Raw genomic sequence first — 21,880 nt, forward strand, 5'->3', positions numbered from 1 at the left:
GTAAATTGTCTAATCGTCAATCTTTCTTGATCCTTTCAACTTTCAATTAAATAAATGAAACGACTTTTATTGACTTACACATTGGCTGTCTTTCTGCTTCCGGCTTTTGCCGGAGGTGGAGAGAAGCTTTCCCCTGTTGATTATGTGAATCCTTTTATTGGTACCACCAACTTTGGTACAACAAATCCCGGAGCGGTTTGTCCGAATGGGATGATGTCTGTTGTACCTTTCAATGTGATGGGTTCCGCCGATAACAAGTATGATAAAGACGCCCGTTGGTGGTCTACTCCTTATGAGTATCATAACTGTTTTTTTACCGGATACTCCCATGTAAATTTGAGTGGAGTGGGTTGTCCGGAGTTGGGCTCTCTTTTGTTAATGCCTACCACAGGAGAGTTGAATGTGGATTACAAGGAATATGGAAGCCGTTATAAAGACGAGCAGGCTTCGCCGGGTTACTACACAAATTATCTGACTAAATACAATGTGAAGACTGAAGTAACTGCCACCCCCCGTACGGGCGTTACCCGTTTTACATTTCCGGAAGGAAAGAGTCATATATTACTCAATTTGGGTGAAGGGCTTACCAACGAATCGGGTGCCATGCTTCGCCGGGTGAACGCCCAGGAGATAGAAGGAGTTAAACTCTTAGGCACTTTCTGTTATAATCCTCAGGCGGTATTTCCTATCTATTTTGTGATGCGTGTCAACAAACTCCCTTCGCAAACAGGGTATTGGAAGAAACAGCGTCCGATGACCGGCGTTGAAGCCGAGTGGGATCCGGATAATGGTAAATATAAACTTTATACCAAATATGGAAAAGAGATCGCCGGAGATGATATCGGTGCCTTTTTTTCATTCGACACCGAAGACGGTGAACAGGTAGAAGTAGAAATGGGTGTTTCCTTTGTAAGTATAGAAAACGCCCGTCTCAATCTGAACAAGGAGCAGGAAGGCCGGGATTTTGAGAAAGTACATGCAGAAGCCCGTGCTCGCTGGAATGATGATTTATCCCGTATTCTTGTAGAGGGAGGGACAGAAGATCAGAAAACCGTTTTCTATACAGCCATGTATCATTTGCTGATTCATCCCAATGTTTTGCAGGATGTCAACGGAGAATATCCGGCTATGGAAAGCGATAAAATAATGACTGCCAGTGGCAATCGTTACACGGTATTCTCTTTGTGGGATACGTATCGGAATGTGCATCAGTTGCTTACGCTGGTTTATCCGGAGCGGCAGATAGACATGGTACGTACCATGCTTGATATGTATCGTGAACACGGCTGGCTTCCGAAATGGGAGTTGTATGGTCGTGAGACGCTGACAATGGAGGGAGATCCCAGTATTCCTGTGATTGTAGATACCTGGATGAAAGGTTTACGCGATTTTGACATTAATCTGGCTTATGAAGCCATGTACAAATCGGCCACTCTGCCCGGTGCTGAGAATCTGATGCGCCCGGACAATGACGATTATATGTCTAAAGGTTATGTGCCTCTGCGCGAACAGTATGATAATTCGGTTTCTCATGCATTGGAGTATTACATAGCAGACTTCGCTCTTTCCCGGCTTGCCGGTGCTTTGGGAAAGAAAGAGGATGCCAAACTGTTCTACAATCGCTCATTAGGATATAAACATTATTACAGTAAAGAGTTTGGCACGCTTCGTCCCATACTTCCTGACGGAACTTTTTATTCTCCCTTCAATCCGAAAGAAGGTGAAAACTTTGAACCCAGTCCCGGATTTCATGAAGGTAATTCGTGGAATTATACATTCTATGTGCCCCATGATGTATATGGACTGGCGCGGTTGATGGGAGGGAAGAAGTCTTTCATCAACAAACTGCAGATGATATTTGATGAAGGTCTTTATGATCCTGCCAATGAACCCGATATTGCCTATCCTTATTTATTCTCTTATTTTAAAGGAGAAGAATGGCGCACGCAGAAGGAGACACAACGTTTATTGGCTAAGTATTTTACTACTCAGCCGGACGGTATTCCCGGGAATGATGATACGGGAACGATGTCTGCCTGGGCCATCTTTAATATGATAGGTTTCTACCCGGATTGCCCGGGATTGCCGGAATATACTCTTACCACTCCTGTTTTTGATAAAGTGACCATCCGGCTTGATCCGAAATGGTACAAAGAACGTGAGCTTGTGATAGAGTCTACCCGTCAGAAACCCGATGCTTTGTATATTCATAATGTAAAAATAGGTGGTAAAAAGATAAACCGCTTCCGTATCACTCATGAGGAGTTGGTACACGGCGGGTTGTTAGAGTTTTCTATCAGGTAAATGTTTTTCCCCAATTAGTTTAGTAATGAAGGTAAAAAGGAGAGACTGTCCAGACATTGTTTGTTAGGGCAGTCTTGTTTTTATTAGCACTTTTGTTTTCTCAATTGTATTATTAGTACGAACCGGGGGCACCACCACAGAGGACACAGAGAACACTGAGTTTTAAATTTCTGATGAAACGCGGATGATCGCAGATTAAAAGCTGTAGTTCTTTATTTTAGATTAATTTTTCTTTGAGAAGCTCTGTATCCACTGTGTACTTTGTGGTGAAATACATTCACATTATTAGTACGAGTATTTATTTATTATATTTGATAGTATGAAAAAAGGATTTGTTTCATGTTTATTGTTTATGTGTCTTGGGATGGCAGGATGTCAGCAGAAGGATGTTGAGAAACGGATCATTCCGCAACCACAATCGGTTGAAACTACTTCCGGAACTTACCGGTTACAAAAACAAGCTACGTTTACTTCTAATCTGCCGGAGACAGAGGGAAAAGAGTTTGCAGAATATGTGCAGGCTTCTCCTTTGGGTTTACAATTGAGTACAGAAGAGTCCGAAAAAGCGGCTGTTCAGTTTGTGATAATTGCTCCCGGCAACGAACATGATTCGACAGAGAGCTACCAGTTAGAAATAACTTCAAAAGGTATTGTTGTGTCTGCTCCTTCCGGTGCCGGGCTGTTTTATGGCTTTCAAACATTGTTACAATTGGCAGATGCCGATACAGACGGTACCTATACCTTGCCATTGGTTGATATCAAAGATGCTCCTCGTTTTGCTTACAGAGGTTTGCACCAGGACGTATCCCGTCATTTCCGAACCAAAGAATTTATAAAGAAACAGTTGGATGCCATGGCACGCTATAAGCTGAACACCCTTCATTGGCATCTGACAGATGGTGCTGGCTGGCGTCTGGAAATTAAACGCTATCCGGAACTGACGGAGCAGGCAGCTTATCGTCCTTATCCTAACTGGAAAGCATGGTGGAAGGGGGGCCGTAAGTATTGTACAAAAGATGCTCCGGGCGCAGACGGAGGATATTATACACAGGATGATGCACGGGAGATTGTGGAATATGCGCGGCAACGTCATATCACCGTTATTCCCGAGATAGAAATGCCGGGACACTCGGAAGAAGTGTTAGCTGTTTTTCCTCAGTTGTCTTGTTCCGGCAAACCCTATGTAAATTCGGAATTCTGTATCGGCAATGAAGACACCTTTACTTTTTTGCAAAATGTATTGTCGGAGGTGATGGATATCTTTCCTTCTGAATATATTCATGTGGGCGGTGATGAGGCGAATATGGAAAGCTGGAAAAAGTGTCCTTTGTGCCAGAAGAGAATGAAGGCGGAGGGATTGTCTGATGTGAAAGAACTGCAAAGCTATCTCATTCATCGAATGGAGAAATTCCTCAATGACCACAACCGTCAGTTATTGGGATGGGATGAAATCTTGGAAGGTGGACTGGCTCCCCGTGCCACTGTGATGTCATGGCGTGGAGAAGAGGGAGGAATTACTGCTGCCCGTGCAGCGCACGATGTGATAATGACTCCGGGAGAGTTTTGTTATCTGGACGCTTACCAGGATGACCCGACCAGTCAGCCCGAAGCTATCGGAGGCTATCTGACTTTGGAGAAGGTATACTCTTACAATCCTGTACCTAAAGTACTGACAAAGCAGGAGGCCGCTTATATAAAGGGGGTACAGGCAAACGTATGGGCAGAATATATATCTACTCCCGAACATATGGAATACATGATTTATCCCCGCTTGCTGGCATTGGCAGAAGTAGCATGGACACAGCCGGAACAGAAAAATTGGGAACACTTCCGGCAGTCTGCCCTGAAAGAGGTTAACTGGTTGCAGGCTCACGGATATCATCCTTTCGATCTGAGTAAAGAAGTAGGAGAGCGTCCGCAGGCAGCCACACGCATTGAACACTTAGGGCTGATGAAACCGATTCATTACACAACTCCGTATGCACCTCAATATACAGCCGGAGGTGACTCGGCATTGGTAGACGGGGTTCGCGGCGGATGGACGTATGGAGATAAGCGCTGGCAGGGATTCCTGAATACAGATATGGATGTTACGATTGATCTGGAGAAGGTGACGGAAATTACTTCGGTAGCTGCCGAGTTTATGCAACTGTCCGGCCCTTATGTATGGTTGCCGCGTGAGGTGATAATTTCTACATCAGAAGACGGAAAGACGTTTACAGAAGTGCAGCGTTTATTTACCGATGTTCCTACTACTGAAGACCGATTGGTTTTCCGGACTTACCAATGGGAAGGAAAAGCATCAGCCCGTTACGTTCGCTACCAGGCTTTATCCAATGGGATAGAAGGAGGATGGCTTTTCACAGATGAGATTGTGATTAAATAGGGATGACTGAATGTATGTATTTGACAAACAATAGGATAATTTGATGCATTACCTTGTTGTCATACAATAAAAAGAGCCACAATAACCGTAAATTGTGGCTCTCTCGATTTAGAAACAGTTTTGTTTTAAAAAAAGGAATCAAAACTTGCTGTGGGGGACTTACTTGTTGTTATAAGCTGTCAGCATCCAAACCATTTTCTCTTGTTCTTTCAGGTAATCGCTCATCAAAGCTACTGTTACTTCGTCACCGGCTTGTGAAGCGATGGACAACAGTTTGCGTTCTTCGCCGATCAGATGGCTGTAAGTCTCCAGAATATTCTCTAAAGCTTTCTCACCATTACTCACCCGGTCTACTTCGTTGATGTTGGACATCTTGAGGTAATCACTGAATTTATTGGCAGGAGTTCCACCCAGCATCAGGATACGTTCGGCTATTTCGTCAACTTTCTCGGCTGCATCGTTATAGAGATCTTCGAACTTGCTGTGGAGTACAAAGAAATCATGTCCTTTAATGTTCCAGTGGAAGCCGCGAAGGTTGGTGTAATATACCTGGAAATCTGCTAATAATTGTTGCAAAGATGCTACTACATTGTTCACTCCCGATTCGTTCAACTTGATGTAATCTAATGTTTTCATAACTTGTTTTATTTAATTTGTTTATACTATTTTTCTTTTTCGTATTGCAAAGATAGGGCGAAAATGTATGCGTGTCAAACTGATAATTTCTATCTTTGCATAGACAGAATCTATAACCTATAAAACTTTGATAGATGACAATACAACAGTTAGAGTATATACTTGCTGTAGATCAGTTCCGGCATTTTGCCAAGGCGGCAGAATATTGCCGGGTGACGCAACCTACTTTGAGTGCCATGATTCAGAAACTCGAGGATGAGTTAGGAGTTAAGCTCTTCGACCGTGCAATGCAGCCGGTATGCCCCACGCGGGTGGGAGAGAAGGTAATTGCTCAGGCCCGTGCCGTACTTGCCCAGGCTTCACAGGTAAAAGAGATTATCAGTGAAGAGAAACGTTCGCTGTCCGGTACTTTCCGTTTGGCGGTATTACCTACTATCGCTCCTTATCTGTTGCCACGTTTTTTTCCGCAACTGATGGAAAAGTATCCGGAGCTGGATGTACGGGTGACGGAGATGAAAACGAAAGATATCCGCCAGGCATTACGCGACGGAGAAGTTGATGCTGCTATTTTAGCAAGTCTGCTCGAAGATACTGCGTTGTCAGAAGAGATTCTTTTCTATGAACAGTTTTATGGATATGTATCCCGCAAGGAGCCGTTGTTCAAGCATGACGTGATCCGTACGTCCGATATTACGGGAGAACGGTTATGGTTGCTCGATGAAGGGCATTGCTTCCGCGATCAGCTGGTGCGTTTCTGCCAGATGGAAGCTGTGAAACTGCATCAGATGGCATATCACCTGGGAAGTATGGAGACATTTATGCGTATGGTAGAGGGCGGGAAAGGAATTACATTCGTCCCGGAACTGGCAGTGTCTCAACTCTCCAATGAACAAAAAGAGTTGGTGCGTCCGTTTGCCATTCCCCGTCCTACAAGGCCCATTGTGCTGACCACCAATAAAGACTTTATCCGTGGTAGCTTGCTTTCTGTACTGAAAGATGAGATACGTGCAGCTGTGCCTAAGGAGATGCTTAGTTTGCAGGCTGTACAGTGCTTGGTTTAATGGACAGTGGACAATTGACCGTGGGCGGTGTAACTAAACGGAAGTACCTATATAAACGGCATCATTACCCTTATCCGGTGTTGTATTTTGTCCTTCTCAGAAAGGAACGCTCTTTTCCCCGGTGCACAGTCTTGTTTTACATGTACATGTAAAGCTGCATAAGATGTACATGTCGTACTGTCCCACATGCACATGTCGTACTGCTTTACATGTACATCTAAAACAGCGTTACACACCGGGGCTTCCTACGTTACTCTACGAGATAGAGCTTTATCGATACCGGAGAAAGAGATAGATGGTAATGGCAGACAGCACTTAGCACAAAACTGAATAGCTTTAGTCCAAATGATAAGATAAAAAAAGAACGATGACAATCATGGGAAGTTGTCATCGTTCGTCACATTTTATTATATCAGAATTAGTAGTTCGTTTTAGCCGTGTATGCAGAAATATTTAGTTGTTGTGCAGTAGGTATTTGACTGCTGCTTTTGGATTCTTTGAAATCCATCTTTATAAACTGTATATTGTCGTATATCGTCTTTACACGAACTTTCAGTCCTTTGGCTGTTTTCATCTCTTCGGCTACTTTATCGAGATTGAAGGAGACGATGCCTTCACCCAAGCTACCGCCGTTATCATCAAATGCATTGTGGCGGAATTCTAAATTGATGTAACCCTCTTCGTCCACAAGCTCCATGTCTTCGTTGTGAACCAGATTGAGCATGTGTTTCTTGTTGGGGTTCCGTGTACCGTAATACTGGAATTCCATTGTAAGATATCCCTGTGCAATCCAATGGTAAGTGACGTTTATCTTATTATCACCGATGCTATCTGCTGTAGCTTTCGTAAGCGGGATGATATCTTTGGTCAGGATAGAGTCCATTTGTACTACTTGAATGTTATAATCATATCCCGGAACTTGCTCTTCGAGCTGGTGAAACCATACAAATACACGTTTTCCATCTACAATCGGATAGTTGCGAACTGCAGAGTCATCACCCGGATACATCTTTCTGCCACTATCCAGACCAAAATAATAACTGTCGGCATCAGTGGCTTTGAGGGTGGCAATGGTCAAATCAGAATAGCTTGGTCCGTCATCGTCCAGACATGACTGGAGGAAAGGAGTAAGGACCAGAATCATTGTTGCTGCAATAAAATTTAATTTCTTCATAAGTTTGTTTGGTTTTCTTTTTACAGTTACACTTAATTAATGGCTATCATCGCCCGGCGTACCTCTCCGTGTGGGAGGCACACTGTATGAAAAATACAGGATATAAAAGAATATTGCACGACAGACTGTTAAAGAAATAAAAGCAATAAAAGACTTGCTCTCTCTATGCAGTATTTCTATCTTTGCTGCATTTATAAGATAAACACGTGTTAAAGAGAATGGAAGAACAGGAGCTGACAGAGCTATGCAGGCAGGGAAACAACCGTGCCCGCAAAGAACTTTATGAGCAGTATTCAGGGAGGATGCTTGGCATCTGTCTCCGGTATGCCGGAGACAGGGACACAGCACAAGACCTGGTACATGACGGTTTCCTGAAAATCTTTGCTTCTTTTGATAAGTTCACCTGGCGGGGCGAAGGTTCTCTCAGAGCATGGATGGAGCGTGTAATGGTAAATGTGGCATTACAGTATTTGCGTAAAAATGATGTGATGAATCAGGCAATGGCGCTTGATGAAGCCCCCGAAACTTATGAAGAGCCGGATATTGCGGCAGTGGAGGCTATACCGCAAAAAGTACTGATGCAGTTTATTGAAGAGTTACCCGCAGGCTATCGTACCGTGTTCAACTTATACACGTTTGAAGATAAGTCGCATAAAGAGATTGCTCAGTTACTGGGTATAAATGAAAAGTCCTCGGCTTCGCAGTTGTTTCGTGCAAAGAGTGTATTGGCCAGGAGAGTGAAAGAATGGTTAATGGTGAATGACAGATGAAAGATGAGAAGATGAAAGATAAAGAAATGTGGATGGACAAGCTGAAGGAGAAGTTGCAGGACTACTCCGAGCCTATGCCCGCTTCCGGTTGGGAACAACTGGAGAAGGAATTGGTGCCGCCTGTTGAAAAGCGGATACTGTATCCTTATCGCAAATGGGTAGCAACAGCAGCGGCGGTATTGCTGGTGGCTGCTACATCCTTGAGCATTTACTTCCTGAATACTCCTACTGCTGAAGAGATTCGTCGTACAGCTACCCCGATGTTGGCTGCTGATCCGGATATATTGCCTCAAACGGATGCGCCCGATGTACAGGTGGTGAAAGTAGAGCCGGCACGTGCTATCCGTCCGATAGTTGCACAAGCGAAGAAAATAGCGGAGAGACAGGGAACCGAACCCTCGGTACCTGTTGAGGTTGTTCGTGAAATAGCCGATGGAAAGGAGGCTGTGCAGCAGATAGTCAACGAGAAAGAGGAAATTGAAAAAAAAGAACCGGTAGTAGCGAAAGAAGAATCACCTGTGGTAAAATCACATAAAAGATCCGGACAGGATAAACTGCATATCCCGGTAGAAAAGCCGGAATCTAATAAAGGACGTTGGTCACTTGGTGCAGCGGTAGGCAACGCAGGAGGAGTCTCTCTTACAGGCAATGACCTGGCGGGTGGTGGTATACCTAATGAACAACGGCTCAACCTGGTATCCAATGCCGCTGAGGGAGAGATTATTCGCATCCCCGACAATCAAATGGTGGTATTTAAAGAAGGGGTACCTTACTTGAAACGTATGGATGAAATTGTGGACATCAAACATCATCAGCCTATCTCTTTTGGCTTGTCGGTACGTAAAGGGTTGGTAAAAGGGTTTTCGGTGGAAACCGGGTTGACGTATACATTACTTTCTTCGGATGTCGAGATGAGTGGTGGTAATGCCATGATCGATCAGAAATTGCATTATATAGGTATTCCTGTCCGGGCTAACTGGAACTTTTTCGATAAGGACCGTTTCACATTGTATGTGGCTGCCGGCGGAATGATAGAGAAGTGCGTATATGGAAAATTAGGGAGTGAAAAGCAAACAGTGAAGCCGGTGCAGCTTTCGGTAGCCGGTGCAGTGGGCGCACAATTCAATGCGACAAAGCATGTGGGTATTTACGTGGAACCCGGAGTGGCATATTTCTTCGATGATGGTTCCAATGTGCAAACCATTCGTAAGGAAACGCCGTGTAACTTCAATATACAGGCAGGTATTCGCTTCACCTATTAAAAATAGCATTAAATATAAAATGAAACGGAGGCTTTTTTAAGTCTCCGTTTTTTTTGTGAATTACACCGCTTGGCGTACTTCCCCGTGCGGGAAGCACCTAATTTATTTGTACTGTTTTGAAGTATTTTTTGAACAGGTTGGCAGCCTGTTCGATTTGTTCCGGTGTATTTTCTTTTATTCCTTTTAGCAGATACTCTTGTTTCATTGCCTCATATTTGTGTACACCTAATGTGTGATAGGGGAGTATTTCTACTTTTTGGATCATCTGGTAACTACCCAGTTGTTGTCCCATTGCACGGATATCTTCTTCAAAATCACTGTATCCCGGCACCAACACATAGCGTAACCAAAAGGGACGTTTATGCTCTTCCAGCCAGGCAGCTGTATGTAGCGTTTGTTCATTACTTCGTCCGGTAAGCTTTTGGTGATGTGGAAGATTGAATTCTTTAATATCCAGCAAAACGAGGTCTGTCAGTTTCAAAAGTTTCTCTACATGTTCGTTCCATAATCCGCCGTTGCTGTCGAGACAGATATGGATACCCTCTTCTTTCAATCGGTGAAACAGGGGTAACAGCGCTTCTGCTTGTAGCGTTGGTTCACCTCCGGAGAAAGTAATCCCTCCACGCTTTCCGAAAAAAGGTTTCTGATTGATAGCCATGCGGACAATTTCTTCCGGGTCAGTGGCTGTTCCGCCTTTTACAGCAATTGTATCCGGATTGGCACAATAAAGACAACGGAAATTACAGCCTTGAAGAAAAACAACGAGCCGTAGTCCCGGCCCGTCGAATGTTCCCATACTTTCATAAGAATGAACTTTGATTAATTGACAGTTGACAGTTGACAGTTGACAGTTCATGGCTATTTATTGAGTGATGTTTTAGTGGTTCTTACAATGCTGATTAATAATTTTATGATTTCACTACAATCTTCATGGATCGAAGTAAAGGAGCAATTAGTGATGAATTCGCTGTCTCTTAAAAGCATAAGCCAATATTCTGTTTCATTGGCTTCTTTCAGAGCTATATTCATCTTATTTAAAAAATCAGCTTTGCTTTGAGCATGTTCTGCTTCACGACATAGTGCTCCTATCGCCGTACCACTTCGCAATATTTGTTTAGATAATGTATATTCCTTTTTGTCATTATATAAATACTTATATAATTTAATGATCCGAAGTGCAAAACTGTAAGACCTGTCCCCAATAATACCTTGTCCCATAACTGTCAATTGTCAATTGTCCACTGTCAATTAAAAACGTTCATGGAACGAACGGCTCAAAACCTCCAGTTGATGTTCGCGGCTCAGCTTGATGAAGTTCACTGCATAACCTGATACACGAATAGTCAGTTGCGGATATTTCTCCGGATGCTCCATGGCATCTTCAAGCATTTCGCGGTTCAATACATTGACATTCAGGTGGTGTGCACCTTTGGTGAAGTAGCCATCCATCATTGTTATTAGGTTCTCTATACGATCTTCGGCAGAAGCTCCGAGTGATTTCGGTACGATGGAGAATGTATTACTGATACCATCCTGCGAGTCACGGTAGCGTAACTTTGCAACAGAACTGAGGGAGGCGATAGCACCATTCTTGTCGCGTCCGTGCATCGGGTTGGCTCCCGGAGCAAAAGCAATACCTTTGGCACGTCCGTCCGGAGTGGCACCTGTCTTTTTGCCGTACATCACATTGGAAGTGATTGTCAGCAATGAAAGGGTAGGACGGGCATTCTTGTAAACCGGCAGCTTTTTCAGCTCTTCGCTAAAGTAGTAAACGAGGTCTACACCTAAGTGATCTACTTTATCGTTGTCATTACCGAAGCAAGGGAATTCGCCGTTGATATCAAAACCTTCTGTCAGGCCGATGTCATTTCGGCGGGCTTTTACCGTTGCATATTTAATGGCAGACAGAGAGTCGATAGCAATAGAAAGTCCGGCTACGCCATATGCCAGGTTGATGCGGGGATTGGTATCGATAAGTGCCATCTGTGCCTTCTCGTAGTAATACTTATCGTGCATGTAGTGGATGATATTCATTGCATCATTATACACGCGGGCAATTTCAGTCAACACCTTCTTATAGTTGGCCATTACTTCTTCGAACTTCAGTACATCACCTGTCAGCACAGGAATATCTTTCACCATAACAGTACCCGTGTTTTCGCAACGTCCGCCATTAATAGCAAGTAACAGAGCCTTTGCCAGGTTGGCGCGTGCACCAAAGAACTGTATCTGTTTTCCTATTTCCTGATAAGATACGCAGCAGGCAATACCATAGTCGTCCGATTGGCGTACTTCACGCATCAGATCATCATTTTCGTATTGTACAGAAGAGGTGTCGATAGAAACTTTTGCACAGAATTCCTTGAAACCTTCTGGTAGATCGGGACTCCACAATACAGTCATATTAGGTTCCGGAGATGCTCCCAGGTTGTATAGTGTTTGTAAGAAACGGAAAGAAGTCTTAGTCACCTTTGTACGTCCGTCGTTGAAACGTCCGCCTATGGATTCGGTTACCCAGGTGGGGTCTCCGGCAAAAATATCGTTATAAGATTGCATGCGTAAGTGACGTACCATACGCAACTTGATAACAAACTGGTCAATTAGTTCCTGTGCAAATGTCTCGTCGATATTACCATGAGCTAAATCGTATTCAATATAAATATCAAGGAAAGACGATACGTTACCCAATGACATAGCAGCTCCGTCCTGTTCTTTTACAGCTGCTAAATAAGCCATATATACCCACTGAACTGCTTCCTGTGCGTTGTATGCCGGGCGGCTGAGGTCGAGTCCGTAGTATTCACCCATTATTTTCATTTCCTTCAGTGCCTTGATCTGTTCGGCCACCTCTTCGCGAAGCCGGATACGTGCTTCGGTCATGGGACCGGTTAATCCTTTCAGGTCTTCAAGTTTGGCTTCAATCAGACGGTTGATACCATAAAGGGCCAGACGACGATAGTCACCAATGATACGTCCGCGGGCATAATTATCGGGAAGTCCGGTAAGGAATCCCAATGAACGGAATGAACGGATCTCTTCGGTATATACATCAAATACTCCGTCGTTGTGAGTTTTGCGATAATGAGTAAATATATCTTTTACGCGTTCGTCTACCTCTACACCATTTTCATGGCAGGCTTTTGCTACTACATTGATACCACCGAACGGCTTGATGGCGCGTCTTAACAGTTCATCTGTCTGTAATCCGACGATAAGCTCGTTTTCTTTATCAATGTATCCGGCTTTATGAGAGGAGATGGTTGAAACGGTCTGGTAGTCAAGAGAGCGCACACCATTGTTGGCTCTTTCTTCTTCAAGTGCTTTGAGGCAACAGTTCCACACTGCCTTTGTACGTTCTGTAGGTCCTTGCAGGAAGGATGCATCTCCATAATAAGGAGTAATGTTATTACTGACGAAATCTCTTACGTTGATTTCTTTGCTCCAAAGTCCGTCATTAAAGGTTTTATTCAATTCCATACTTAAATATTAGTTAGTGGTTGGGTTATCCATTCTTCTTTAGAGCACGCAAAGTTACAAGCATTTTTTCATATTATAAGTATAAATATCCTCTATTTTGTGTTTAATAGCATAAAATACCTATAAATAAGGAGAGAAAATAAAAAGACTTATTCTTTTTTTTATAAAATCGTTTGGAGGTTTAAAATCTCTTTGTATCTTTGCACCGCTTTTAACAACAAGCACCTTTATACGAGTCTTGGTAGGCTGATAATGTAAGCCTTGATAGAGGAATAAAAGAGGACATTTTGGAGAGGTGGCAGAGTGGTCGATTGCGGCGGTCTTGAAAACCGTTGTACTGCGAGGTACCCGGGGTTCGAATCCCTGTCTCTCCGCAATAAATGCTGAAAATCAGCAAATTGTGAAATAAACACCCAATTTTACACCCAAGAATGTAAAATTGGGTGTTTTTGCATTATTTAAGATTAGCTTTATTGCAGTTATATAAAGGTAATCAAATGGAGTTTAGTATACTATCATTTGACTACCTTTTTTGATTTATTCTATGATGCCGGGTTTAGGGATTATGTGCATAACGAATCGTTGGTTATCTTTATTCCCTCTAATATCAGGTTGAACTCTAAATTTACTTGATTGTCCACTTCCTGAAATTAGAACCTCACAATTGCCAAGTGAATCGAACTCAATACCATTACTTGACCAGAATTTAATTAAAGCTAATGCTCTTTCATAGCTAAGCTCATAATTTCTTGTATAATAATCTTTTGATGATTGTCCTTCTATGATAAGCATATATTGAGCTTCTGGAATTTTGCTTTTGGCACTATTCATAAAATGGGCGATTGCCAGACCTGCTTTTAGTAATTTATCAAGTTGCTCTTGCTCTATATCATAAATATTAGAACTATAGGTATTAAAAGATACTTCAATGTCTTTTAATGTATGCCTCTTAAATTGCTCATCGTATGCGAAATACTTATTATCTATCTCTTTAATAGAGTTATTTAGTTCTTCGATTTTTCTGAGCTGTTCTTCTTTAGCATTTACCTCTTTATCTAATTGGTCATTAATGCCTTTCATTTTAACAACGCACACTATAAATAAAACAAGCATAATAAAAAATAAGCTTGTCATGAGGTCAGAATAACTTAACCAGAAAGTGTTACTTCTGTTTCTTGGCATAATTACTTTTCTTCTTTTAAGTCCTTAATAGATTTTGTCATTGTTTCTATTGCCTTAAGAATAGATTTGTTCAATTCTATGCTATCAAGTTGAGCGTTATGATAATCTGTTCTAAGGTTTAAGATTTCGCCTTTCATATCCTTATAACATTCCGCTTGAACTTGCGTATATTGTACCATTGTATCAAGCACTTCTTTCAATTTATCAAATGTATCAAAGAACTCTTTATTATTAGCCACAAAATTTTGTATATGTTCTGTTGAAGCCGTAAGTTGGGTAGATAAGCTTTCAGATACTTGCTTCCCTTCAGATATAAACAAGTCAAATTCCTTTCTCCAAATATCCCTTGCTTCTGCTCCTGTTGGAAAATGAGTCGTTATGGCTTCTTGAAATTCGCGTTGAAGTTCTGTTGTCTTGTTTTGATTACTGACCACCACAGACAATCCTGTAGAAAAGTCCTTGAACTTATCAATGATTGTTTGAGTTTGATTAACAATACCTGATACATTTGCTATGGTAGAATTAAGTTGTTCTTGATAAGATTTGAAAACATTTAAAGAATCGGCAGAATCTTTTAACTGCATAAATGTTGCAGCTATTTTATTAGCCGTTTGCGTAAGGCTCAGTTTATTTATTTCGGCTAAGACAAGATGCTGTTTTTCAAGATTGTCATTCAATAATTCTGCCGAATTAGCATACGCATCAAGATTACGTCCGAACTTGTCCACAAAATGTCCAAGCACACCTTTTAATGAATTTAGACTTGAAGCCATACTATTTGATAATAACGGCATCAACTCTCTTCTTAAAAAGTTCATGTATTCTTCTTTGCCCTCATTGGATTTGGCTACAGCAGATTTATATGATATAGCGCTATTATATACAGTAAAGCCCAATCCCAGTAAACTTGCGCACATGGCTGCTATAATACCATACAAAAGATGCTGCAATCCACTTAAATTATCAGTTTCGCCAAAAATCTGATTGAAATCAACCCCTATCAGCCCCGTAATTATACCAACGAATGTTCCTGCTAAACCTAAATAAAGAGGAACGTTAAGGCTATTATGTATTTCATCTTCTAATGCTCCTTTTTGACTATCACAAATATCTTCAAGTATTCCCAAATCTGCGCTTGTTCCAGTGTTTTTGCACAAATATTCATTAGTGCGATAAATAATCAATCCTAATTTCCCATAGATATTTTTGTTTTGAGGAACTATCAACGACAAATCTGTATATTCATCACCGCTATCATCTTCATCGCTATAACGGGAAGGTATGTTCTGCAAGAACTTCTGTAATGAGGACTTATTTTGCAAGATACCAGATGTTATCGATGTTTCTTTGAGAGACAAATTATCAACATCTTCAAATAGACCTTCCAATTCTGAAATTTTTTTCTTTGTTTTAAGAAAGCTATAGATTTGGGCTGCAATAACAATCAAGACAACTATTATAGCAATAATCAAGCCGATATATTCATGTAAATTATTCATTGTCATTATATTTTTTGATTATTTGATTTCGTCGAACAAATTGTTGGTTTGTTCCTTTCTCTTTTCTTTCGCTTTTTTCTTTAACTCTTTCTTAAATTCTTTTTCTCTGATTTTTTTCTCTTCTATTTCCTCCTTGTTCATAGGCTTATAATTATCCATATTATCAGGATATTTACCCTCTATATATAATTTTACCAAGCCAGCATGAGACATAGGTTTTGAAATATCACGAAAATCTATATTTGTATTATAGTCAAGTAAGACTATATCTTGAATTTTGCTTTGTTCCTTTATTCTCTCTACAACATGGTGGACTTCTGGCACATTATCTAACACCCATTTATAGGTAGGAAGATAAATGAGCATTCTTGCTTCAAAATACCCCAACAGCTCTTTGCTGTATGCACCCTTACTGTGCCCTTTGGGTACACCATATTTCCGTACCGTTCTTTTCAAATCACGCATGGTGTCATTCTTAAATGTTGCAAAATCAACGCCTACACCTTCAAAGACCTTTAACCCTTGCCACACAGCTTCAACACAAGTTGCCTTTAATCCGTCAGTAAAAGGAATAGGAATGTTCCCATGAGGATAAAATGGACTCAGAATCTTTGCATACCGAGTCTCTGAGTTAGAAGTGATATCCAAGATTACAGCGTCTGGATATTCTTCTTTTATCTTCTCCAATTTTCGTTTCCTACTTTCTATGTATATCATAATCAAAAAGTATCAAGGTTTATAATATATTTCTTGGGAATGAATGTCATGACCATTACTTCCGCTTGGAAATACGGTCGTTCATTTTCGTCTAAATCAAAATGTTTATGTGCCTTAACGGTGGAAAAATGTATTTTCTTAAAATCTTCCAAGGATTTGCCTATATTAGGTGTTCGTTTCGTAGTTGTAGCATTCATGTCTGCATACATTGTATGCTGCAAATATACCACACTTGGATCTATTCTTAGAATGACAGGATTACTAATTCTCCCATCTTTCATGGCAACATACATCATAGGATGTTCTGTTGTGAAGCTCAAACGAACATAGTCTTGTAAATTCCGCATCTCATCCAAATTACGGCTTAAATTTCCGCCTCCGGGATTCGGTATGTCGATTTTATGCTTTTCACAATAACTCCAAGACAACAACCCTCCATGCCGTTTAATGGATGGAATATTCCTTCTATCTGTAAAATGATACAAATAGCGGATACCATTGTTTTCCAATACTTGCTTGAATGCAAGCCAATTTTCTTTGCGTTCAGCAGACAACGATTCCAATCTTTGCCTTTCCGCTTGTTCGGCTTGTTCTTTTTTTTGGGCTTCTTCCGCAAGTCTATTTGCTTCCTGCTGTCGCCGTATTCGTTCTTCTGCTATTCTTTTTTCATTCTCTACCTTTTCCTTTTCTTCTCTTTCTCTTTTCTTACGTTCTTCTTCCTCTTTGCGTTTTTGCTCTTCGGCTAACTTAACAAATCTTTCATGTTCTAATTCTTTTTCTAATTCAGATAATGATTTTTGTATATTCGCATATTGTTTTATTATAATCGAATCTTTTGTACGCACTATTTCATGCGTAATTTCATCCATTATTTGCTTTGCCTCTTGACACTTTCGCTGCGCAATAAGGATTTCAAGTTTATCCAATAATAATTTTGCCTTTTCCTCTCGTACTTTTAATTCATATGCCTCTTTTCTTAATCTTTCATCTTTTAAAGCTTGGAGAGAAGGTATATTCTCAAATTTATGCGGTGAAAAGACACGAGTTTGTAATTCATCTTTTTGGGGAGGAATATTTAAAACATACCAATCAGTTGATGATTGTTTAAGTTTGTCCCTATTTTGCTTTACACGTTCTTTTCTTTTGTCAAATTCATCACAAAGCGATTTAGGTGCAGATGGCTTGAGTTCACCATTTGAAAGGATTTCAGTTGGTGAACTATCATATAATCCAAACAGTTTTTTAAGCCATTTAAAAATCATACTATATACCTTTTAACACGAAGCGTGGAACTGTATGCCACACTCTACTTGAAGGTCGTAGGAAACCTTGGATACAGATGTAACAATAGCAGCCCACGCTATAGCGTGAGAACCACTATGCTATCCTTGTATCCAATTTGAAAATTTCCTACGTTTTCAAGTACAAGATAAGCATAACGCTTCTTCTTTTTCTTCTATGTCTTGGAAATGGTTGCCCTAATCCACTTACAAAGATATGGAATTTTATTGAGATACAATCAAATACTATCAAGATTACATTCTGAATCCTCTACTTTTTCTTGGTTCTTCTGCTGATTGTCGCAAACCATGCCTTAATTTCTCCCATTGCTCCTTGAACCATTCTCCTATCGGCTGTTTGTTTATAGTTAGTATTAATTTACGATTATCGGTCGGATTTTTTTCTACTTTGAAGATGTCGTTTTTGATTTCAAATCTTCGTCTATGTTCTTCGGAATAGATTTTTCCATTACATCTGATAGCTTCCTTTTTTGTCAAAAGGCTATTTACCATATCTTTGGTAAATCCGATGGCATAACATAGTTTTTCCATTCTCAACATTTCCTTGAGCAATGGAAACCAATTGAACGCTTTTTCAAGGATGGTATTCAGTCGTGATATTTCTCTGTCTTTGGTTTCAAGTTCTTGGTTGTGTATTCCTTGAAGATTGCGTATCTGTTTGCCGTGCTGTTCCTGCATTTGTTGCATCTTGGCTTTTAGTTCGTCAATACCCTTATTGCGCTTGACCACTTCCTGACGCAATTTCTCGTTGGCTTGTTCCAGCTCTTTCAATTTTCCACTTCCGAAAAGAGAACCGACACCGCTTGCTATGGCGGTGGCTGCATTGGTGGCTGTTTTCTTTAGCCTGTCAGTGCGTATTTCTGATTTCACCTGTTTCAGCTCCTGTTCAGCAAGATTTATCTGTTGTTCCTTGTGTCGCTTGGTTTCATCTATACGTTGCAGTTCGGCTTTCTGTTTCTCGATGATGAAATCGCTTCGCTCCAAATGCTCCTTGCCTGTAATGGTTTTGGATTTTCCACGTTCCATAAATAGGATGTCGGATGCCAAGGTCTGCATTTCCATCATATCATTGTCATTGAGCTTTCGGCTCTTGCCTGTGTTGTGGTTCATCCAGTCGAAAACGATATGAGCATGATAATTTGGCTTGAACCATTTTTTACCTACTTGGAAACTTTCCTTGTCCTCTGCATTAGGCTGTCCGTTCAGCCAATGCCCTTCATCTTTGTGCAGGAAGATTTGAAGCGGAGTGATGCCCCAGCGTCTTTGGCATTCTTCGCCAAATTTCTTTACGTCTGCCAGTGTGGTGTCCGGTTTGATGAGCAACACACCCTCACGGATAGGCGAGCATCCTGCCACTTTTATGATTTTTCCGTTCTTCCCTTTGCGCTCACGCTCTTTCTCCTGCATGGCACGACCTGTCTTCTCCTTTACCATCCGTTTGATGTTGTCGTAGTGCGTCTGCAAATTCGAATTGCCGAAGTCCGGGTTTACCCACTGCTCGTTGTCGGCAGAGAGTTCGGACACAATGTAGATTCTGGACTCTCCGATATTACGCATATACTCGGCAGTCCTCCTGTTGTGAGCCTCGCTTGATTTGGTGTTGCAAGGTTTGATATGTATGCTTGATTTTATTGCCATACTACTATTCAGATTTATTGTTTACGATAGATTGTTTTGTTCGCTTTCGCAGAGGGGTTCTTAGGGGTGCAACCCATAAGCGGAGTTTCCAAAGAGAGGGTCACTCTTTGGTCTGGGTTCTCAGGGGAGAAACGCCCTGAGTGGATCATTAGGGCAAAGCCCTAATCCCCTCGGGAGAGCCCACAACTACGAAAGCGAAGCGTGTAGTTATAGTGGGCTATAACCGAAAGCCGTTTTTCTTTTTCGGTGGTCGGCTGTGCGTTTCCTTTGCAGACCGGACTTGCCTGTTTCTTTCAGTCTGTTTCTGTAAGTATTCGTTCAAATCCTTGCATCCGCTGTAGGTCTGCGAAGCATCACGGATATATAAGTCCCTGCCGTATTCCATACGGATTTGTTGGAGTGCTTCCATCCCTGTACGGTCATTGTCAAAGAAACAATGGATTCGCTCGTAGTTCCCCAAAGGATAGAGGGCTTTGGAAACATTGGCTACGGAGTTCAGCACCATATAATCTTGCCTGTCCAGTTCGGGATATTTCGGGCAATTCTCCAATCTCAAAGTAAGGAATGAAAGATAGTCCATAAAACCTTCGAACACATAACACGTTTCCCTTGCTGTCCCCGATTGTCTGATGTGGGATATTTCCTTTGGGGCAATACAGCCTTTGAAATATCTGTTGCGGATTTCATACCCACCCGATACATTAGGAAAGGCGATGGCGAAATACCGTTTGCCGTTATGGGTGAAGTGCGCTTCACTGCATTCTCTTTTCGCCAGTGCAATGTTTATTCCCCTTTCCTGCAAGTAGGTGAGCAGGAAAGGAGAAGAAAGCGGCACAATCTCCAGTTGTTGAAAACTTGGCTCGGAAGATGACTGCTTGCCAAAAGAAAAAGATACGGGACGAATACGGGGTGTCTGTTCTTCGATTCTTTGCAGGAGAAATGGCACATGGTCGGAACAATAAAGTTCCTGTGCCAGTGCGATGATATTCCCACCCTTGCCGAGTGCAAAATCATACCATTGGTTGCGTTCGGTATTCACCTTGAACGAGGCTTCCGTTTCTTCCCTTAGCGGTGATTTGTACCACAGGTTTATCCCTTGCTGTTTGACGGGAGAAAAGCCCAGACTGTGCAGATAATCTGCTATCTTGATTTGTTTCGCTGTCTGTATATCCATAAAATGAAAGGTTTAATGATAATTGAATTGGTTTATTTCTCTTTTCGCCCGTACCTCTTTATGAAGTACGGTCTATAATCACTTCACTTTATTTTCGTATATATAGAGTACGGTAATAAAGTGAAGCGGTTTTACCACATTCCGCAACCACTTCGCTTTATCCCTAATATATAGACCCTCGGAATAAAGTGAAGCGATTGCAAGGTGTGGGTTAATAGTGGAAGTCGGGCATGAACGTGTACTTTCTGCCGTTCTCCTGCACTATCATCCGTTTGTTCCGAAGCATGGTGATGAGCGATACCGCCTTTTTATGGTTCAGCTTTACACCCACTGACACGTATGTCTTGATTAAGGTGTCTTCCAGCTCCTTGTAGCCGTATTCCTCTTTCAGCCCGAAAACAGCTTCCAGTGCGATTCGGTGCTGATGTTCGGTGATATGCCTGTAAGGGTCGAACTTTTCCTCTTCCGGTCTTCCCGGTTTCTTGGCTTTGGGCTTGTACCCCTCCATGAGTTCGGGCAGGGCGTTGTCATTGATACGGAATGCGAAAGGCTCGAAGTCCATTGCCCGTATGTGCATGGCTGAAACATTGCTTATATCTCCATTGTTCTTGTCCTTTTCCACAAGGAGTACGGTTTCTGCCTTGTTGTTCAGTTCAGTACCGATATGTCCCCTCGCGTTCTCATCCCCCTTGTTCTGGTGGAGTATCGTGTGGATATGTATCTGCCTGTCGTCCGTCCACTGCATCAGTTTGGATATGATGCGTGTCGATTCACCGGGACTGTTGATGTCATATACCATGTCACGGATGCCGTCTATGATTACAAGGGCTATGTCAGGCGTATTGTAGATAGCCTGCTCTACAATCCTGATACGCTGTTCGGGCGTGTATTTCCTCAAAGCGAGAAATTCAAGATGCTCATTGTCCCTGTCATCGGGAAGTCCTGCCATCCGTAAAATACGTTTCATGACTTTCAGGCAATGATAAGGGCTCTGTTCCGTGTCCACATAAAGGATTTTCCGTTTGTCTTCCGGAAGTTCCGCCACATATCGCAATACCGTACCGTTCTTCAATGTGGCGGCTACGATAGCCGACACATTGAAAGTTTTTTTGCTCTTGGCTTTGCCGATGGATGCGCTGAAATTCCCCAATGTTCCTATGACGGAACCATGTACTTTGAGAATTTCAGGTGCTTTCTCGTAACTTTTCGACAGGCTCAAACGTGAGGCTTGCCAAAGGATTACGGCTTCTTCTGCCGATATTTCCTTGTTGTCTTTCGTATAATCCATAAGTACACCTC

At 41.8% G+C, this 21,880-nt stretch carries 17 protein-coding genes and 1 tRNA gene; 6 read left to right on the forward strand and 12 right to left on the reverse strand.

From position 1 onward, the window contains the following. Positions 1-54 precede the first annotated feature (54 nt). Entirely contained in the window at positions 55-2,304 is a 2,250-nt protein-coding gene (locus tag ACESQI_RS12530; protein WP_002561889.1) for a GH92 family glycosyl hydrolase, read from the forward strand. A 319-nt stretch (positions 2,305-2,623) separates the two neighbouring features. Further along, positions 2,624-4,690: a family 20 glycosylhydrolase gene (locus ACESQI_RS12535; RefSeq protein ID WP_373126218.1), complete on the forward strand. Its 2,067-nt coding sequence runs from the start codon at positions 2,624-2,626 to the stop codon at positions 4,688-4,690. 159 nt (positions 4,691-4,849) lie between these two features. Here ACESQI_RS12535 and ACESQI_RS12540 read toward each other — a convergent pair whose 3' ends face one another. Continuing rightward, positions 4,850-5,326, reverse strand: coding sequence for a Dps family protein (locus tag ACESQI_RS12540; RefSeq protein WP_025866908.1), 477 nt, complete (start codon positions 5,324-5,326; stop codon positions 4,850-4,852). Positions 5,327-5,460: 134 nt separating this feature from the next. Between ACESQI_RS12540 and ACESQI_RS12545 the strand changes: the two genes are divergently transcribed. Beyond that, positions 5,461-6,387: a hydrogen peroxide-inducible genes activator gene (locus tag ACESQI_RS12545; RefSeq protein WP_195660742.1), complete on the forward strand. Its 927-nt coding sequence runs from the start codon at positions 5,461-5,463 to the stop codon at positions 6,385-6,387. 418 nt (positions 6,388-6,805) lie between these two features. On the opposite strand, the gene ACESQI_RS12550 is transcribed toward ACESQI_RS12545, so the two are convergent. Continuing rightward, the gene (locus ACESQI_RS12550; protein ID WP_007484763.1) at positions 6,806-7,561 is read right to left on the reverse strand and encodes a NigD-like protein; all 756 of its coding nucleotides are present in this window, start codon (positions 7,559-7,561) and stop codon (positions 6,806-6,808) included. A gap of 218 nt (positions 7,562-7,779) precedes the next feature. Here ACESQI_RS12550 and ACESQI_RS12555 point away from each other — a divergent pair, with 218 nt between their 5' ends. Then, on the forward strand, positions 7,780-8,331 hold the full coding sequence (locus tag ACESQI_RS12555) for an RNA polymerase sigma factor (RefSeq protein ID WP_007484765.1): 552 nt from the start codon (positions 7,780-7,782) through the stop codon (positions 8,329-8,331). 11 nt (positions 8,332-8,342) lie between these two features. Then, positions 8,343-9,593, forward strand: coding sequence for an outer membrane beta-barrel protein (locus tag ACESQI_RS12560; RefSeq protein ID WP_195660781.1), 1,251 nt, complete (start codon positions 8,343-8,345; stop codon positions 9,591-9,593). Positions 9,594-9,690: 97 nt separating this feature from the next. Here the strand turns inward: ACESQI_RS12560 and pflA are convergent, their stop codons facing one another. The 3 genes from pflA to pflB are packed head-to-tail and all read right to left on the reverse strand — an operon-like array spanning position 9,691 to position 13,070. Further along, positions 9,691-10,449, reverse strand: coding sequence for a pyruvate formate-lyase-activating protein (gene pflA / locus ACESQI_RS12565; RefSeq protein ID WP_196039233.1), 759 nt, complete (start codon positions 10,447-10,449; stop codon positions 9,691-9,693). A 2-nt stretch (positions 10,450-10,451) separates the two neighbouring features. Beyond that, the gene (locus tag ACESQI_RS12570; RefSeq protein WP_122202183.1) at positions 10,452-10,811 is read right to left on the reverse strand and encodes a four helix bundle protein; all 360 of its coding nucleotides are present in this window, start codon (positions 10,809-10,811) and stop codon (positions 10,452-10,454) included. 30 nt (positions 10,812-10,841) lie between these two features. After that, entirely contained in the window at positions 10,842-13,070 is a 2,229-nt protein-coding gene (gene pflB / locus ACESQI_RS12575; protein ID WP_195571716.1) for a formate C-acetyltransferase, read from the reverse strand. 289 nt (positions 13,071-13,359) lie between these two features. Between pflB and ACESQI_RS12580 the strand changes: the two genes are divergently transcribed. Then, a tRNA-Ser gene (locus tag ACESQI_RS12580) sits at positions 13,360-13,444 on the forward strand. A 163-nt stretch (positions 13,445-13,607) separates the two neighbouring features. On the opposite strand, the gene ACESQI_RS12585 is transcribed toward ACESQI_RS12580, so the two are convergent. From ACESQI_RS12585 to ACESQI_RS12615, 7 genes are all read right to left on the reverse strand, one after another. After that, complete coding sequence (locus ACESQI_RS12585) at positions 13,608-14,252, reverse strand: hypothetical protein (RefSeq protein WP_007758894.1); 645 nt, start codon at positions 14,250-14,252, stop codon at positions 13,608-13,610. 2 nt (positions 14,253-14,254) lie between these two features. Next, a complete protein-coding gene (locus tag ACESQI_RS12590; protein WP_225982657.1) occupies positions 14,255-15,751 on the reverse strand; it encodes a hypothetical protein in 1,497 nt (498 codons plus the stop codon). Positions 15,752-15,769: 18 nt separating this feature from the next. Next, a complete protein-coding gene (locus ACESQI_RS12595; protein WP_015532738.1) occupies positions 15,770-16,468 on the reverse strand; it encodes a hypothetical protein in 699 nt (232 codons plus the stop codon). Between the two features lie 2 nt (positions 16,469-16,470). Continuing rightward, positions 16,471-17,730: a DUF4433 domain-containing protein gene (locus tag ACESQI_RS12600; RefSeq protein ID WP_007758897.1), complete on the reverse strand. Its 1,260-nt coding sequence runs from the start codon at positions 17,728-17,730 to the stop codon at positions 16,471-16,473. 273 nt (positions 17,731-18,003) lie between these two features. Next, entirely contained in the window at positions 18,004-19,407 is a 1,404-nt protein-coding gene (locus ACESQI_RS12605) for a hypothetical protein (RefSeq protein ID WP_007758898.1), read from the reverse strand. 217 nt (positions 19,408-19,624) lie between these two features. Then, positions 19,625-20,581, reverse strand: coding sequence for a toprim domain-containing protein (locus ACESQI_RS12610; RefSeq protein ID WP_007758899.1), 957 nt, complete (start codon positions 20,579-20,581; stop codon positions 19,625-19,627). Between the two features lie 211 nt (positions 20,582-20,792). Continuing rightward, on the reverse strand, positions 20,793-21,869 hold the full coding sequence (locus ACESQI_RS12615) for an AAA family ATPase (RefSeq protein ID WP_373126222.1): 1,077 nt from the start codon (positions 21,867-21,869) through the stop codon (positions 20,793-20,795). Positions 21,870-21,880: the final 11 nt, after the last annotated feature.

This window comes from Bacteroides sp. HPS0048 (genome assembly GCF_964240755.1).
GTDB classification, from domain to species: domain Bacteria; phylum Bacteroidota; class Bacteroidia; order Bacteroidales; family Bacteroidaceae; genus Bacteroides; species Bacteroides nordii.